The 15,525-nt window shown below is 63.4% G+C and carries 14 protein-coding genes; 7 read left to right on the top strand and 7 right to left on the bottom strand.

Going from position 1 to position 15,525, the window contains the following annotated elements; genetic code table 11:
- Positions 1 to 11 precede the first annotated feature (11 nt).
- Positions 12 to 2,861 (bottom strand): bifunctional transaldolase/phosoglucose isomerase, encoded by a 2,850-nt coding sequence (locus AB7290_RS08960; protein WP_085405222.1) that lies wholly within the window; start codon positions 2,859 to 2,861, stop codon positions 12 to 14.
- 303 nt (positions 2,862 to 3,164) lie between these two features.
- Here AB7290_RS08960 and AB7290_RS08965 point away from each other — a divergent pair, with 303 nt between their 5' ends.
- The 4 genes from AB7290_RS08965 (at position 3,165) to AB7290_RS08980 (ending at position 8,908) form a co-directional block, all read left to right on the top strand.
- A complete protein-coding gene (locus AB7290_RS08965) occupies positions 3,165 to 3,827 on the top strand; it encodes an STM3941 family protein (protein ID WP_085405221.1) in 663 nt (220 codons plus the stop codon).
- Between the two features lie 299 nt (positions 3,828 to 4,126).
- A complete protein-coding gene (locus AB7290_RS08970; protein ID WP_063981411.1) occupies positions 4,127 to 6,070 on the top strand; it encodes a PrkA family serine protein kinase in 1,944 nt (647 codons plus the stop codon).
- A gap of 28 nt (positions 6,071 to 6,098) precedes the next feature.
- Positions 6,099 to 7,376, top strand: coding sequence for a YeaH/YhbH family protein (locus AB7290_RS08975; RefSeq protein ID WP_193560884.1), 1,278 nt, complete (start codon positions 6,099 to 6,101; stop codon positions 7,374 to 7,376).
- Positions 7,373 to 8,908 carry a SpoVR family protein gene (locus AB7290_RS08980; protein WP_028147051.1) on the top strand — a complete coding sequence of 512 codons (1,536 nt, stop codon included), beginning with the start codon at positions 7,373 to 7,375 and terminating at the stop codon, positions 8,906 to 8,908. The genes AB7290_RS08975 and AB7290_RS08980 overlap by 4 nt, the downstream gene beginning before the upstream one ends.
- A 230-nt stretch (positions 8,909 to 9,138) precedes the next feature.
- Here AB7290_RS08980 and AB7290_RS08985 read toward each other — a convergent pair whose 3' ends face one another.
- From AB7290_RS08985 to AB7290_RS09005, 5 genes are all read right to left on the bottom strand, one after another.
- Positions 9,139 to 9,579 carry a DUF1801 domain-containing protein gene (locus AB7290_RS08985; RefSeq protein ID WP_085405219.1) on the bottom strand — a complete coding sequence of 147 codons (441 nt, stop codon included), beginning with the start codon at positions 9,577 to 9,579 and terminating at the stop codon, positions 9,139 to 9,141.
- Between the two features lie 2 nt (positions 9,580 to 9,581).
- Positions 9,582 to 9,800 carry a hypothetical protein gene (locus AB7290_RS08990; RefSeq protein ID WP_085405218.1) on the bottom strand — a complete coding sequence of 73 codons (219 nt, stop codon included), beginning with the start codon at positions 9,798 to 9,800 and terminating at the stop codon, positions 9,582 to 9,584.
- Positions 9,801 to 9,844: 44 nt separating this feature from the next.
- Positions 9,845 to 10,276: an SRPBCC family protein gene (locus tag AB7290_RS08995; protein WP_085405217.1), complete on the bottom strand. Its 432-nt coding sequence runs from the start codon at positions 10,274 to 10,276 to the stop codon at positions 9,845 to 9,847.
- Positions 10,273 to 10,596 (bottom strand): ArsR/SmtB family transcription factor, encoded by a 324-nt coding sequence (locus tag AB7290_RS09000; RefSeq protein ID WP_028147048.1) that lies wholly within the window; start codon positions 10,594 to 10,596, stop codon positions 10,273 to 10,275. The genes AB7290_RS08995 and AB7290_RS09000 overlap by 4 nt, the downstream gene beginning before the upstream one ends.
- A 255-nt stretch (positions 10,597 to 10,851) precedes the next feature.
- A complete protein-coding gene (locus AB7290_RS09005; RefSeq protein WP_085405320.1) occupies positions 10,852 to 11,286 on the bottom strand; it encodes a DsrE family protein in 435 nt (144 codons plus the stop codon).
- 226 nt (positions 11,287 to 11,512) lie between these two features.
- On the opposite strand from AB7290_RS09005, the gene AB7290_RS09010 reads away from it, so the two are divergent.
- The 3 genes from AB7290_RS09010 (at position 11,513) to AB7290_RS09020 (ending at position 14,440) form a co-directional block, all read left to right on the top strand.
- Positions 11,513 to 12,097, top strand: coding sequence for an STM3941 family protein (locus AB7290_RS09010; protein ID WP_085405216.1), 585 nt, complete (start codon positions 11,513 to 11,515; stop codon positions 12,095 to 12,097).
- 262 nt (positions 12,098 to 12,359) lie between these two features.
- On the top strand, positions 12,360 to 13,976 hold the full coding sequence (locus tag AB7290_RS09015) for an SUMF1/EgtB/PvdO family nonheme iron enzyme (protein WP_085405214.1): 1,617 nt from the start codon (positions 12,360 to 12,362) through the stop codon (positions 13,974 to 13,976).
- Between the two features lie 17 nt (positions 13,977 to 13,993).
- The gene (locus AB7290_RS09020; protein ID WP_063981418.1) at positions 13,994 to 14,440 is read left to right on the top strand and encodes a DUF4399 domain-containing protein; all 447 of its coding nucleotides are present in this window, start codon (positions 13,994 to 13,996) and stop codon (positions 14,438 to 14,440) included.
- On the opposite strand, the gene AB7290_RS09025 is transcribed toward AB7290_RS09020, so the two are convergent.
- Complete coding sequence (locus AB7290_RS09025) at positions 14,441 to 15,496, bottom strand: 2-oxoacid:ferredoxin oxidoreductase subunit beta (RefSeq protein WP_063981419.1); 1,056 nt, start codon at positions 15,494 to 15,496, stop codon at positions 14,441 to 14,443.
- Positions 15,497 to 15,525: the final 29 nt, after the last annotated feature.

Here is a 15,525-nt window from a genome sequence, read left to right on the forward strand (position 1 = left end):
GAGAGATTCCCTTAGTTCAGCGCATCGTTAAGCGCCGCGTTGAGCGCCGCGAGACCTTTCTTGAGTCCGCCCTTGAGGTGGACCCGGAGCGCGCGCCGGCCGCGCTCGGTGAGCACGTCGAAGTCGCCGCGCGCCTGCGCGGCCTTGATCACGCCGAAGCTCGCCTTCTGGCCCGGCACCGACAAGTCCTTGGCATCGTCGGCCGTGATCTGGAGAAACACGCCGCTGTCGGGCCCGCCCTTGTAGGCCTGCCCGGTCGAATGCAGGAAGCGCGGTCCGAACTCGGCGCAGGTCGCGACGTGACGCTTCTCGCGCACTTCGAGACGCATCGTCTGGAGTGCGTCGATCGTCGCCTTGTCGCGCGCGATGTAGCCGAGCAGGGCGACATAGTCGCCATGACCCGAGCGGGAGAGATGCGCTTTCAGCCACGAGGTGAGGTCGCCGTTGGCGCCGGCGGCGCGCAGCGCCGTGGCGTTGGCCTCGTCGGTGTAGAGATCGGCCTCGTCGGTGCTGACCACCGGCTGTTCGGCCGGTAATGCACCGGTCTTCTCGAACGACGCGGTGAGCTCGCGGGTCTTGATCTTGGCCGCTTCCACGTCCGGCTGGTCGAACGGGTTGATGCCGAGGATGCTGCCCGCGACCGCCGTCGCCATCTCGAAGCGGAAGAACTCCTGACCGAGATGGTCGATCGATTTCATCACGATGCGCACGACGGGATGGCCGGCGGCTTCGACCGCGGCGAGCTTGGAGTCATGCGCGGCGTCCGCTTCGCCTTCGGTGCGAATGTCGATGAAGAAACGGTCGTTGCCGTAGAGCGCGGGCTCGCCGAGCGGTTCGCCGGCGATCGGGATCAGGCCCTTGCCTTCCTTGCCGGTCGATTCCGCGATCAGCTGTTCGGCCCAGGCGCCGAAATCGGCGATCTTCTTCGACGACAGGATCGTCACCTTGTCGCGGCCTTCGAGGCCGGCGAGGCCCATGGCAAGGCCGAGCTGGACGCCCGGGTTCTCACCTGGCGGCACGTCGGGTCCGCAGGAGCGGGCCATGGAGAGCGCGTGTTTGACCAGCGTCTTGACGTCGATGCCCGCGGTTGCCGCCGGCACCAGGCCGAACGGCGAGAGCACCGAATAGCGGCCGCCGATCGAGGGTTCGCCATGGAAGATGCGGGCGTAGTTGAGGCTCTTCGCCGCCTTCTCCAGCGACGAGCCGGGATCGGTCACCGCGATGAAGCGATGGCCGGTCTTCACTTTCGGCCCGACCGCCTGTGCGACGCGTTCGTGGAAATAATCCTTCATCGCGTTCGGCTCGGTGGTCCCGCCGGATTTGCTGGACACGATGAACACGGTGTTGGCGATGTCGATCCTGGCCTCCATTGCCCGGACCTGTGCCGGGTCGGTGGAATCCAGCACGTGCAATTTCGGGAAGCCGGACTTCCGCGCAAAAGTCTCGGCCAGCACCTCGGGGCCAAGGCTCGATCCACCCATGCCGAGCACGACGGCATCGGAGAACTTTTGGCCCTTCACGCGGCTCGCATAGTCCTCGTAGTCGGCGACGTCGGCCTTCGCCGCGCTGTCGAGCCAGCCGAGCCATTTGTCCTCATCGGTGCCGGTCCAGACCGATTTGTCGCGCTGCCACAACCTGCGGATCTTTGCCGAGGCGCGCCATTCCTCGGTGCTCTTGGCCACCGCCTTGCCGAGGCCGTCGCCGAGCGAGAGAAGCTGGTGGTCGATCGCGGGCCCGAGCACGGTTGCCCGCTTGTGGGCGACGGCGCCATAGAGCTTGTCGGCGGCATCGGCGAACTGCTTGACGCCGTCCTTGACGAGCTCCTCGGTGATCGCCTCGAGCGAGACGCCGGAGCGTTCCAGTTCTTCCAGCACGCGGCGGGCGTCGTCGACGTTCTCTTCCAGGCTGTCGCGCGGCTTGCCGTGGTCGCGGAACGCGTCGAGCGTCGCCGGCGGCACGGTATTGATGGTGTCGGGACCGATCAGCTCCTCGACATAGAGGACGTCGCTGTAGTCCTTGTTCTTGGTGCCGGTGGAGGCCCACAGCATCCGCTGCGGCTTGGCGCCCTTGGCAGCGAGCTTGTCCCAGCGCGGGCCGGAAAACAGGCGCTTGTAATCCTGGTAGGCGACCTTGGCGTTGGCGATCGCGACCTTGCCCTTCAGCGCGGCGAGCCGCTCCTTCTCGGATGGATCGTTGGCGCGGGCGATCTTCTCGTCGAGCTGCTTGTCGACGACCGAGTCGATGCGGCTGACGAAGAAGCTCGCGACGCTCGCCACGTGCGACGGGTCGCCGCCGCCGGCGACGTATTTTTCCAGACCGGCGAGATAGGCCTCGGCGACCTGGAGGTAGACGTCCCTGGCGAACAACAGCGTGATGTTGATGCTGATGCCGTCGCCGATCAGCGTCTCGATCGCCGGCAGGCCCTCCGGCGTCGCCGGCACCTTCACCATCAGGTTCTTGCGGTCGACATCCTTCCAGAGCCGCCGCGCCTCGGCGACCGTGCCGGCGGTGTCCATCGCCAGATAGGGCGAAACTTCCAGGCTGACATAGCCGTCGCCGGCCCTCAGGCGGTCATAGACCGGGCGGAGCACGTCCGCGGCGTTCTGGATGTCCTCGATCGCGACGGCCTCGAACAGGTCGGCCACGGTCCGGTCGCCGCGCTTCAGCGCCTTGCCGATCGGCGCATCATACTCGTCCGAACTGCCGATCGCCTTCTCGAAGATCGACGGGTTGGAGGTGACGCCCTTGACGCCGTCGGTGTCGATCAGCCGCTTCAGGTCGCCCTTGGCGATGAAGCCACGGGCCAGGAAGTCCAGCCAGACGGCTTGTCCGTGCTTTTCCAGTTCTTTGACGGGATTCATGATGTTTATTTATCTCCAAGCCTGCGGGCGAGGGGTTTCCGCGCCGGTCCTGACGCGCTATCCTCTAGCCTACATGCTCCCGGGAGGGAACCAATCAAGGGGATAGGCGTCTTACCCTCCAGTGTAACTCCGTCGCGATCATGGCGATCCAGGCGGAAGTAGCCGTGTTGCGTAAAAAGTCGTCGGCCGGAGCAATGGCCAGGGGCTCGTTACCAACGTAGCCGCTTCGTCTCGTCAGCCCAGTCTGCGTGGAGTGTCATCAGCGGATTACGGTCCGCCTGATAGATCGTCGCTCGGCCGCGAATGGCCATGCTGGGGAAAAGCATGCACGCACATCATGACCGCCTGACGCTCGCCGTTGCCGACAGCCCGCAATCGGTCGCGCCGGCCGCATGCATCGATGCGACCCACGATCTCGAAATCAGTCCATGTACGACCCAGCTGCGGCTGCTGGTCGCGGCGGGTTTCGCATTGACCCTGTTCAGCGCGACCCTTGCCTTCGACTGGTGGGACGGTCTGGGCGACTACGATACGACGGTCGGCTATGCCGGCGTCGTGCTGTTCGGCCTGGTGACCGGCCGGCTGATCTGGCTGCTGCCCGCCGAGCGGGGACCCGTGGTGATCGTCACCCCCTATGGCATCCGCGACCTCCGCATCGGCAACGAATTTCTGCTGTGGGACTCGATTGCGGAGATTTCGGCTGAGGAAGGCCGCGGCCACAAGGCGATCGTGCTGACGCTGACGCCGGCCTTGCAGCGGCAGCTCTGCACCATCAGCACCTTGGTGCCCCGTGCGCAGAATGAACGGCAGAATGAACGGATTGTCATCCGCTCCGAGGGTTTGGCGACCGATTTTGATACACTGCTGCGCGCTTGCCGCGATTGTCATGCTGCGAGCGCTGCGCGCACCGCATTGCAGCAGGAAGATGAACGCGGCACGCAAGGCTTCGCCGTACAAGCGTCATAAGATTGCCGCTCGCAGATCGCTCCATGTTGCAGTGCCGGATGGGCTCATCCCCGGTAATGCCCGGATGTTGCGACCAAGTGACATTTTCTGGAAATGAGCGAAGATAGATACAGATTCGCACAAATTACAGGCATGTGCCTGTTCGTAACTCAACGAGTGCCTACGTTGTGCGTTGCGTCGTGTTGGCACCAGGGTGTCCAATGATCGTCATGTGCTCACGCTGATTCGAAATGGCCTGAGGAACGGTCCGGTAACTGCTTTCGTTTCAGCTTGTGGCGGAACTCACGCGGAGAGGGATCATGTATAACGATTCTCTATTCAACGCTTTCGCTAAGTCGTTCGAGGCGAGAAGCCAACACGACATGTCGATGGCGGAATATCTGGAATCGTGTCGAAGCGATCCCATGAAATACGCGAACGCGGCCGAACGACTGCTAGCAGCGATCGGTGAGCCTCAGACGATTGACACGGCCAAGGACCCACGCCTTGGCCGTATTTTTTTGAACCGCACCATCCGGACCTATCCGGCCTTCGCCGGCTTCTACGGCATGGAAGAAACCATCGAGCGCATCGTCGGTTTCTTCCGTCACGCGGCGCAGGGGCTCGAAGAGCGCAAGCAGATCCTCTATCTGCTCGGCCCGGTCGGCGGCGGCAAATCCTCGCTCGCCGAGCGGCTCAAGTCGCTGATGGAAGTGCAGCCGATCTACGTGCTCAAAGCCGGCGATGAATTGAGCCCGGTGTTTGAAAGCCCGCTCAGCCTGTTCGATCCCGATCATCTCGGACCGATGCTGGAAGAGAAGTACGGCATTCCGCGCCGGCGTCTCACCGGCCTGATGAGCCCGTGGTGCTACAAGCGGCTGGAAGCCTTCGGCGGCGACATTTCTCAGTTCAGAGTCGCAAAAATCCAGCCGTCGCGGCTGCGCCAGATCGCGGTCTCCAAGACCGAGCCTGGTGACGAGAACAACCAGGACATCTCCTCGCTGGTCGGCAAGGTCGATATCCGCAAGCTCGAGACCTACGCGCAGAACGATCCCGACGCCTACAGCTATTCGGGCGGCCTCAATCGCGCCAACCAGGGCATCCTTGAATTCGTCGAGATGTTCAAGGCGCCGATCAAGATGCTGCACCCGCTGCTCACCGCAACGCAGGAGGGCAACTACATCGGCACCGAGAATATCGGCGCGATCCCGTTCACCGGCGTGATCCTCGCGCACTCGAACGAAGCCGAGTGGTCGAGCTTCAAGGCCAACAAGAACAACGAGGCCTTCATCGACCGCATCTGCGTGATCAAGGTGCCGTACTGCCTCCGGGCCACCGAAGAGCAGAAGATCTACGAAAAGCTGATCCAGGGCTCGGAGCTGGCGGCCGCGCCGTGCGCACCCTCGACCCTGGAGACGTTGGCGCGGTTCTCGGTGATGTCGCGCCTGCGCAAGCATGAGAACTCCACGCTGTTCGGCAAGATGCGGGTCTATGACGGCGAGAGCCTGAAGGAATCCGATCCGAAGGCACGGAGCGTCCAGGAATATCGCGATGCCGCCGGCGTCGACGAGGGCATGGACGGCGTCTCCACCCGATTTGCCTTCAAGATCCTGGCTGCGACCTTCAACCACGATCCGCAGGAAGTCGCTGCCGACGCCGTGCATCTGATGTACGCGCTGGAGCAGTCGATCCGCCGCGAGCAGCTCCCGGAGGAAGTCGAGAAGCGCTATCTCGAATTCATCAAGGCGGACCTGGCGCCACGCTACGCCGAGTTCATCGGCAACGAGATCCAGAAGGCCTATCTCGAATCCTACTCGGATTACGGCCAGAATCTGTTCGATCGCTACGTCGACTACGCTGATGCCTGGATCGAGGATCAGGACTTCAAGGATGCCGACACCGGCCAGCTGCTCGATCGCGAGCTTTTGAACCAGGAACTGACCAAAATCGAGAAGCCGGCGGGTATCGCCAACCCGAAGGACTTCCGCAACGAGGTGGTCAAATTCTCGTTACGGTCGCGGGCCCAGAACGGAGGCAAGAATCCGACCTGGATTTCCTACGAGAAGATTCGCGACGTGATCGAAAAGCGGATATTCTCGCAGGTCGAGGACCTGCTTCCGGTCATCTCCTTCGGGTCGAAGAAGGACGGCGAGACGGAGAAGAAGCACGGCGAGTTCGTCGCACGCATGGTGGAGCGCGGCTACACCGAGCGTCAGGTTCGCCGGCTCGTCGAATGGTACATGCGTGTGAAGCAGGCCGGTTGAGGCGGATGGAGCGGATGGAAAAGTGCCCATTCACATTATTGACAGGCGCCTGAATCCAGGCGGCAAGAGTCTTGAGAACCGGCAGCGGTTCTTGCGTCGGGCCAAATCCCTGGTGCAGGGCGCCGTCAAGAAGACCTCGCAGGAACGCGACATCAAGGACGTCCTGGAGGGTGGTGAGGTCACGATACCGCTCGACGGCATGCACGAGCCGCGTTTCCGCCGTGAAGGCGGAACGCGCGACATGGTGTTGCCCGGGAACAAGAAGTTCATCGAGGGCGATTACCTCCAGCGATCCGGCCAGGGCAGCGCCAAGGATTCCGGTCCCGGCGAAGGCGACAGCGAGGACGCGTTCCGCTTCGTCCTCTCCCGCGACGAGTTCGTGGATCTGTTCCTCGACGACCTCGAGCTGCCGGATCTTGCCAAGCGCAAGATCGCGCAGACCGAGAGCGAGGGCATCCAGCGCGCCGGCTACACCACGTCCGGCTCGCCCGCCAACATCTCGGTCAGCCGGACGGTGAAGCTCGCGCTGGCGCGGCGCATCGCGCTCAAGCGTCCCCGCAAGGAGGAGATCGAGGAGCTGGAAGCCGCGATCGCGGCGTGCACCGACGAGGACGAGCGTGTGGTGCTGCTCGCCGAGCTCGAAAGGCTGAAGGCGAGGACCAAGCGCATTCCCTTCGTCGATCCGCTCGATATCCGCTACCGCCGCTACGAGAAGGTGCCGCGGCCGGTGGCGCAGGCGGTGATGTTCTGCCTGATGGACGTCTCCGGCTCGATGTCCGAGCACATGAAGGATCTCGCCAAGCGCTTCTACATGCTGCTCTACGTGTTCCTGAAGCGGCGCTACAAGCATGTCGAGATCGTCTTCATCCGCCACACCGACCGCGCCGAGGAGGTGGACGAGCAGACCTTCTTCTACGGTCCGGCCTCGGGCGGCACGCTGGTCTCCAGCGCGCTCCACGCCATGCATGAGATCGTGCGCGAGCGCTTCAACCCGGCGGACTGGAACATCTACGCCGCGCAAGCCTCCGACGGCGACAATTCCTATTCCGACGGCGAGCTCACGGGCATGCTGCTGACCGACAAGATCCTGCCGGTCTGCCAGTTCTTTGCCTATCTCGAGGTCGGGGAGTCCGGCGGCAGCGCCTTCGATCTCTCCGACTCCTCACTCTGGACCCTCTACGACCGCCTGCGCAACAGCGGCGCACCGCTCTCGATGCGCAAGGTCAGCGAGCGCAGCGAGATCTTCCCGGTGTTCCACGATCTGTTCCAGCGCCGCGAAAACTCCCAGGAGAAAGCCGCTCCATGACGGAACGCTTGTTCGAAGGCGCCGATTGGGATTTCCACACCTTGCAGCGCATCACCGATGCCTGCGAGGAGGTGGCGACGAAGGATCTCGGGCTCGACGTCTATCCGAACCAGATCGAGGTCATCACCGCCGAGCAGATGCTGGATGCCTACTCGTCCGTCGGCATGCCGCTGTTCTACAAGCACTGGTCGTTCGGCAAGCACTTCGCGTTCCACGAGGCCTCGTACCGCAAGGGCCTGATGGGGCTTGCCTATGAGATCGTGATCAACTCCTCGCCCTGCATCTCCTATCTGATGGAGGAGAACACGGCGACGATGCAGACGCTGGTGATCGCCCACGCCGCCTTCGGCCACAACCACTTCTTCAAGAACAACTATCTGTTCAAGCAGTGGACCGACGCCGACGGCATTCTGGACTATCTCGACTTTGCCAAGAACTACGTGATGACCTGCGAGGAGCGCTACGGCCGCGTCGAGGTCGAGCGCACGCTCGATGCCGCGCATGCGCTGATGTCGCACGGCATCGACCGCTATCCCGGCAAGAAGAAGCTGGATCTGCGCGCCGAGGAGAAGCGGGCAGGGCGCCGCCGTCAGCACGAGGAGGAAGTCTTCAACGACCTCTGGCGCACCGTGCCGAAGGGGGCGTCGAAGACCCGGTCCGCGCTCAGCATCGAACGCCGCCGCAAGCTGCTCGGCCTGCCGCAGGAAAACCTGCTCTACTTCCTGGAGAAGAGCGCGCCGCGGCTGGCGCCCTGGCAGCGCGAGCTTTTGCGCATCGTCCGCCACATCGCGCAATATTTCTATCCGCAGAGCCAGACCAAGGTGATGAACGAGGGGACGGCGACCTACGTCCACTATCGCATCATGACCAAGCTGCATCAGCAAGGCCGCATCTCCGACGGCAATTTCCTCGAATTCCTGCAGTCGCACACCAACGTGGTGTTCCAGCCCGAATTCGACGATCCGCGCTTCTCCGGCTTCAATCCCTATGCGCTCGGTTTTGCCGTGATGCAGGACATCGAGCGCATCGTCACCCGGCCGGAGGACGAGGACCGCGAGTGGTTCCCCGACATTGCCGGCAAGAACGACGTGATGGGCGTGCTGCGCGACGTCTGGGCCAACTACCGCGATGAAAGCTTCATCGCGCAGTTCCTGAGCCCGAAGCTGATGCGGCATTTCCGCATGTTCCACCTGCACGACGATCCCGAGGAGCGCGCCGGAATCCGGGTCGATGCCATTCACGACGATCGCGGCTTCCGCCGGGTGCGGCGCGAGCTGGCGCGGCAGCATGATGTCGGCTTCATCGACGCCAATATCGAAGTGGTCGACGTCGATCTCTCCGGCGACCGCCGGCTGATCCTGCATCACCACGTCATCAAGGGCTCGCAGCTCAACGAGACCGACGCCAAGCGCGTGCTCCAGCACCTTGCCGATCTCTGGACTTACGACGTCTCGCTGATCGAGGTCGACGCCAACGACAAGGTCCTGCGCGAATATGTCGTGAGCCCGCGCCCGATCCCGGCGGCGGCCTGAGACGGCTGGTAGCTGCTAGAACATCGACGTGGCGGTAGCTCGCCCGCGGCCCATCCTTCGAGACGCCCGCCTCTGGCGGGCCCTCAGGATGAGGACGGAGTGTGCGGGAGCTATGTCGACAGACAGCGCTTCTGCTTAGCCTCATCCTGAGGAGACCGCGGAGCGGTCGTCTCGAAGGACGAGGCGCTTGCTCAGGCCGTCACCAAGAATTTGCATCGACTTGACGTGGTCTAAGTCGATCGCTTCTTCGCCGGCTTCTTCTTGAACGCATTCAGCTCCACCCCCGCGCGGATCAGCGCCTTCAACGCCTTCTCGTTGATCTTTTCGCCTTCGCGAATGTCGATCGCGCGGCGCACGTTTCCGTCGAGGCTCGAATTGAACAGGCCGGCCGGGTCGTCCAGCGCCGCGCCCTTGGCAAAAGTCAGCTTCACGACGGCCTTGTAGGTCTCGCCGGTGCAGATGATGCCGTCGTGCTCCCACACGGGAACGCCGCGCCATTTCCATTCCTCGACGACGTCAGGATCGGCCTCCTTGATCAGGCCGCGGATGCGCCCAAGCATCTCGCCGCGCCAGTCGCCGAGCTCCTTGATCCTGCCGTCGATCATCCTGGAAGGCGAAGCGCCGTCCGTCTTGGTCGCGCTGCCTGTCTTCGCGGTCACAGCCTTCTTCATGATCACGCCTCTTGCCGCGCGCCGCTGCGACGGCTGACATAGGGCAGCGCGAACATGTAGAGCCCGGTCGCGAGCAACGGAATCAGCGGGACGAATGCCAGCAGCCCGATCCACGTGGCCTGGATTTGCAGCGTCAGGGCAACAATGTTCGCGATCACGGCGAGCGTGAAAGCAAGCGACAGCCAGCGATGGATTTGTCGAACCCACATATTCCCGGTCAATGAAACCTCCTCTTGAGATGATCGGATGAAGGCCGGCGACGGACCTAGTCAGCTCGCGCCAGCACCTCGTCCAGCTTGGCGAAAAACTGCTTCCAGCCGGCATGCGCGCCGCCATAGGCCTGCTTCTGCGTCGGGCTGAAGCCCGCCTGCTCGACGCGCAAATGCGTGCCCGCGTTCGTCGGCGTCAGCGTGAAGGTCACCACGCTTTTCAGATCGAACGCCGCGTCCTCATGCGAGAAATTCCAGGTATAGGCGAGCGCGCGCTGCGGCTCGAGGGTGAGCACCTCGCAGTCCAGCACGCCGCCCCATTCGCCGCGAAGATTGAAGCGATGACCGACGACCGGCTTGAAGTCGTTCTTCATCAGCCATTCCTCGATCAGATGCGGCTGCGTCAGCGCGCGCCAGATCCGCTCGGCCGGAAAGGCAAATTCGCGCTCGATCACCACGGAGCGCATCTCGGCGGCAGCTTCGGTCATTGGTCCATCCTCTTCAGGAGATCGTCGAGAGCATCGAGCCGGTTCTGCCAGAAGCCGGCCATCTGGCCGGTCCAGTCGATCAGCGGATTGAGCGCGCCGGGCTGCGCGCTGTAATGGGTCTGGCGTCCTGCATGGCGGTCGCGCACCAGCCCGGCCTGCTTCAGCGCGCCGAGATGTTTTGAGACCGCCGGCTGGGAAACGCCTGAAGTCGCGGTCAGTGCCCCGACCGTCTGCTCGCCCTCCCGGCACAGCCGCTCGAAGATCGCCCTCCGGGTCGGATCGGCGAGCGTCCTGAACAGAAGATCGTGCGCGGCGGACATGTGAAATCCATAACCCATAAGTTATGGATTAATTCATAACCGCAGAGTTATGGGTAAGTCAAGTGCGATGGAAGGATGTGGCGCTTCGCTGACGCACCCCTATCCGCCGTCATTGCGAGGAGCCCTTGCGACGAAGCAATCCAGTCTGCCTCCGAGGAGGGACTGGATTGCTTCGCGGAGCCTGTCATCGGGCCGCGCTCCGCGCGGACCCGGTGGCTCGCAATGACGGAGAATGTGGCGGCGCCGCGGGCAGCCCTAAGGCCGCAGGTAGAGATAACCCTGCGACTGGAGCTCGGCCAGGCGGACCACGCCGCCCTTCTCCGCGCTGACGAAGCCCGGCAGCAAACCCGTCAGCGTGACGTTCTGCGCCTTCATGGTGTTGGCGGACGCCGCGAGCTCGATACCGTCCCTGGAGAAATCGCCGACGCGCTTGCCGACGTCGGGGTTGGCCGGTGCCCGGCGAAACGCCTTCAGCGCCGGCCCGTGAATCACCAGCGCGATGATGACGTGTTGGGGGCCGCCGACGCCGTCAATGTGGTTCTGGATGTTGCCGAGCACGAAATTGACCTTCTCGGCGTCGCTGAGGTGATAGACGACCTTGAGCTTGTCGCCCGCGCCGGCTTCCGTCGCGGCCTTCGCGCTGGAGCCGCCAAGCGCCGCGCCCAGGGCCGAGACGGCGCTCCACAAGATGCTCCGGCGGTTTTCATGATCGCACCGGGCGCGTGAACCATTGACGGCCGCATCGGAGGGGGGTGAGAGCCGACTGGCGGTTAGTCGCAAGCCGAACGCCGCGCGTTCAAGTGCCGATGCCTTGCATTCCCGTGGGCAGCCTCGCGCAAGGTTCCAGTCCTAATAACTCGGGAGAAGGGGCGTTCGTAAACCCAGGGTTGCTGCAAAAGGCTGGTGGCGGTCGAACATGTCCGTAGGTCAGAACTTGCCCAACATTACGATCGGCTATTCCCGGGGACGGCTGCTGGTGTTTTTCGGCGCCGGTCTGCTGCTGACGCTGCTCTGCGCTGCGCTCGCATTCATGTGGCAGCAAGGCAAGAACATCACCACGTTCGAGGTCGCCGCCTGCTATGTCGGCGCGGTGTTTTTCGGCCTCGCCACCTTCAGGATGCTCTGGAGGTTGATCTCGGCCAGGTCGCCGGTCGTCTTCATCAGCCGTGTCGGCATTCGCGACCTCAGGCTCGCCGACGAGACCATCGCCTGGAGCTCCGTGCGGAAGATACAGATCTGGGAGCAGCGCCTGCAGAAGTTCGTGGTGCTCAAGCTCGATCCTCTTGTCGCCGGGCGGTTCTCCGGGGGCTTCCTGGGGCGTGCCTTGTCGCTGATGAACAAGACGCTTGGCGCTGACAGCGTGATCGTCAATGCGGGCGGCCTGACCATGGACGTCAAGACATTGCTCGAGACCTGCAAGCAATATTGGGGCGCCGGACGACCGGCCCCTTCGGACCACTCCGTGCCGGAGCCTGAACCGGCGCCCGAGGCTGTCAGCTGAAGCGGGCGAGGAATCGCCAGCATCGGGTAAGATGCCGCGCATCGCAGCGGCGGTCGAAGCAGGCATAGGCTGCGCTGCCGGGTCGTCGCGCGAGCCTTAGTCCGCCGTCGGTCCGCGAAGGTTCAATCCTTGCCGCGATTCCGCCCGGGAACTCGGCGCCGCTGATTTCTGCGAGATTGTCGCGGATCATCAATGTGATAGTCTTCACAGACAGCAGAAATTCGATGTCGTAAGCTCACCCGCGTTTGTGGAGTTCCCCGCAATGGGCGAGATTCGTAACTTCAGATCCGGAAATCATGACGAGCCGCCTCCACACGGCTCGATGCCTCGTCGTCTCGCCGCAATCATCGTCGGTGACATCGCTTCCTACAGCCGCTTGATGCAGGCCGACGAGGAAGGCACGCATGTTCGCGTCAAGCGGATCGAGCGGGATCTCATCGAGCCCAGCATCGTCGAACACCATGGAACGTTGGTGAAGACGACGGGAGACGGCTTCATCGCGATCTTCGACAGTCCGGTCGAGGCCGTTCGCTGCAGCATCGTCATTCAGCAGAATCTCGTCGGGCGCAACGCTTCGCTTCCGAAGGACTCCCGGATCGAATATCGGATTGGCGTCAATCTCGGTGACGTCATCGTGGAGCCGGACGACGTCTACGGCGACGGCGTCAACATCGCCACGCGCATCGAGGGGATCGCCGAGCCCGGTCAGGTCTACATCTCCGGCGCGATCTATGAGCAGATCAAGCACAAGGTGGTGTGCGGCTATGAGTCGCTCGGCGACCGCAAGGTCAAGAACATCACCGATCCGGTGCGCGTCTATCGCGTGCTGCCGGACGCAGATGCGGTCGGGAGGACGCGAGGCCGGCGCGAGAATACCCTGATCTTCCTTCTGGGCGTCACGCTCCTCGTGATCGCTTCCGGTGTGTTGTGGTATCTGCTGGCGCAGCCGTCGGGCAGGGTGAAGGAGCAGGCCGCCGCGCCAACTGCGGCTCCGGTCGCATCACCGAGCCCGCAACCTGCGCCGCGAGAAGCCGCGACACAAACGCCGCAGCCGTCTCCTTCATTGGCGGCATCGTCTCCATCGCCCGCTCCGGCGCCAAGTGCTTCAGCGCCAAGTGCTCCGGCGCCAAGTGCTTCCGCGCCAAGTGCTTCGGCGTCAAGTGCTTCGACGTCAAGTCCAGCACCAAGCCCATCGGCCACGCCGTTCCGCGAACCCGAGATGATCGCCATTCGCGGCGGCAGCTTCGCGATGGGAAGCAATGACGACCCGACCGAACGTCCGGTCCACCAGGTCACGGTCAAGCCGTTCTCGATCGGCAAATATCCGGTGACCGTGCAGGAATGGAACGAATGCGCGGCTGCAAAGGCGTGCGGCTTCACCGCCATTGGCAAGGACGATGCGCCGATCACCAATGTGAGCTGGACCGACGCGCAGCAATATGCGGCCTGGCTCGCGCGGACCACAAAGAAGTCGTATCGGCTTCCGAGCGAAGCCGAATGGGAATACGCCGCGCGCGGCGGGACGCAGACGAAATATTGGTGGGGCGACAAGCTCCAGCCGGGCGTGGCGGGATGCAAGGATTGCGGTGACCTCGCGGCCGAGCAGCCGGCGAAGGTCGGCAGCTTCAAGCCGAATCCGTTCGGCCTCCACGATATGGGTGGCGGTGTCGATCAGTGGGTCGAGGACTGCTGGCGCAGGACCTATCAGGGCGCACCCGGTGACGGCTCGGCATGGACCGGCGGGGACTGCTCGTCGCATGTCCTGCGCTCGGGTTCATGGAAGAACGATTCGAGATATGTGAGGCCGTCCAACCGCGATGGCTACGATACCAATGTTCGTTATCCGACGCATGGATTCCGCGTTGCGCTAAGTCCTTAAGTGGTGGAGTCATTTCGATGCAGATCATTCGTTGCGCCGCCCTGGCGGCGGCGCTCGCATTGCTTCCAGGCGTCGCCTATCCGCAGGGCAAGACCGCTCCTAAGGATGCCAAGCTCTATTTCATCACCCCGCGTGACGGGCAGAAGGTTCGGGGCGGGTTCTGGGTCCGGTTCGGCTTGCGCAACATGGGCGTGACGCACGCCGGCGACGAGTACCAGAACGCCGGCCATCATCATTTGCTGGTCGACGTCAACGATCCCATCGATCCCAAGGAGCCGATCCCGCAGGACAAGTCGCATCTGCACTTCGGGGCGGGGCAGACCGAAACCCTGCTCGAACTTCCACCCGGGATGCACACGCTGCAGCTGGTGCTGGGCGACGCGAAGCACTATCCGTTCGAGCCGCCTGTCGTATCGGAGAAGATCACCATACGTGTCAGGCAGCCGGTCGAGCGCGGTCGATGATCACCGCAGGCTGGCGTTGAACTTGTCCAGCGCAGCCGAGCCCGGGCACAGCGTGTCCGCCTCCAGCGTATTGAGCGGCGTCTCGACCGTGTTGAGATGCGTGTGCAGGTCTTCCGCATCGGGATCGACGTAGAGCAGACCGGTGACGATCTGGCCCTTGGCGGCGTGCTTCTGGAGGAAGGTCTGGGCGCCGAGGCGGTCGTGCGGGTCGTAATCCGCGTCGATCTTGCGCAGCGCGATCTTGCTGCCGTCGTGCTGCTCGACCACCTGCACCGTTCCCGGCGCATACTCGACGGCGATGGGATCGCGGCCGACCAGCACGTCGAGCCGGTTCACGGCGTCATTGTGCTCCCGCACATAGTCGAAGCTCTTGGTCGATCCGGCGTGGTTGTTGAAGGCGATGCAGGGGCTGATGACGTCGATGAAGGATGCGCCCTTGTGGCCGATCGCGGCGGCGATCAGCGGCACCAGCTGGCTCTTGTCGCCGGAGAACGAGCGCGCGACGAAGGTGGCCCCTAGCTGCAGCGCGATCGCGACGAGGTCGATCGCGTTGTCGGTGTTGGTCACGCCTTTCTTGGACTTCGAGCCGCGGTCGGCGGTCGCCGAGAACTGGCCCTTGGTCAGGCCGTAGACGCCGTTGTTCTCGACGATATAGGTCATGTTGACGCCGCGCCGGATCGAATGCGCGAACTGGCCGAAGCCGATCGAGGCGGAATCGCCGTCGCCGGAGACGCCGAGATAGATCAAATCGCGGTTGGCGAGGTTGGCGCCGGTCAAGACCGACGGCATGCGGCCGTGCACGGAGTTGAAGCCGTGCGAGTTGCCGAGGAAATAGTCCGGCGTCTTCGACGAGCACCCGATGCCCGAAATCTTCGCGACCCGATGCGGTTCGATCGAGAGCTCGTAGCAGGCTTCGATGATCGAGGCCGTGATCGAGTCGTGGCCGCAGCCGGCGCACAGGGTCGAGATCTTGCCCTCGTAGTCGCGGTGCGTGTAGCCGAGCTCGTTCTTCTTGAGGCCCGGATGATGAAATTTCGGCTTTGCAATGTAGGTCATGCGCGCACCTGCAGTCCCAGCATCGTCAT

It is taken from the genome of Bradyrhizobium sp. 613_E4_N2_2 (assembly GCF_052075995.1).
Classification (GTDB): domain Bacteria; phylum Pseudomonadota; class Alphaproteobacteria; order Rhizobiales; family Xanthobacteraceae; genus Bradyrhizobium; species Bradyrhizobium barranii.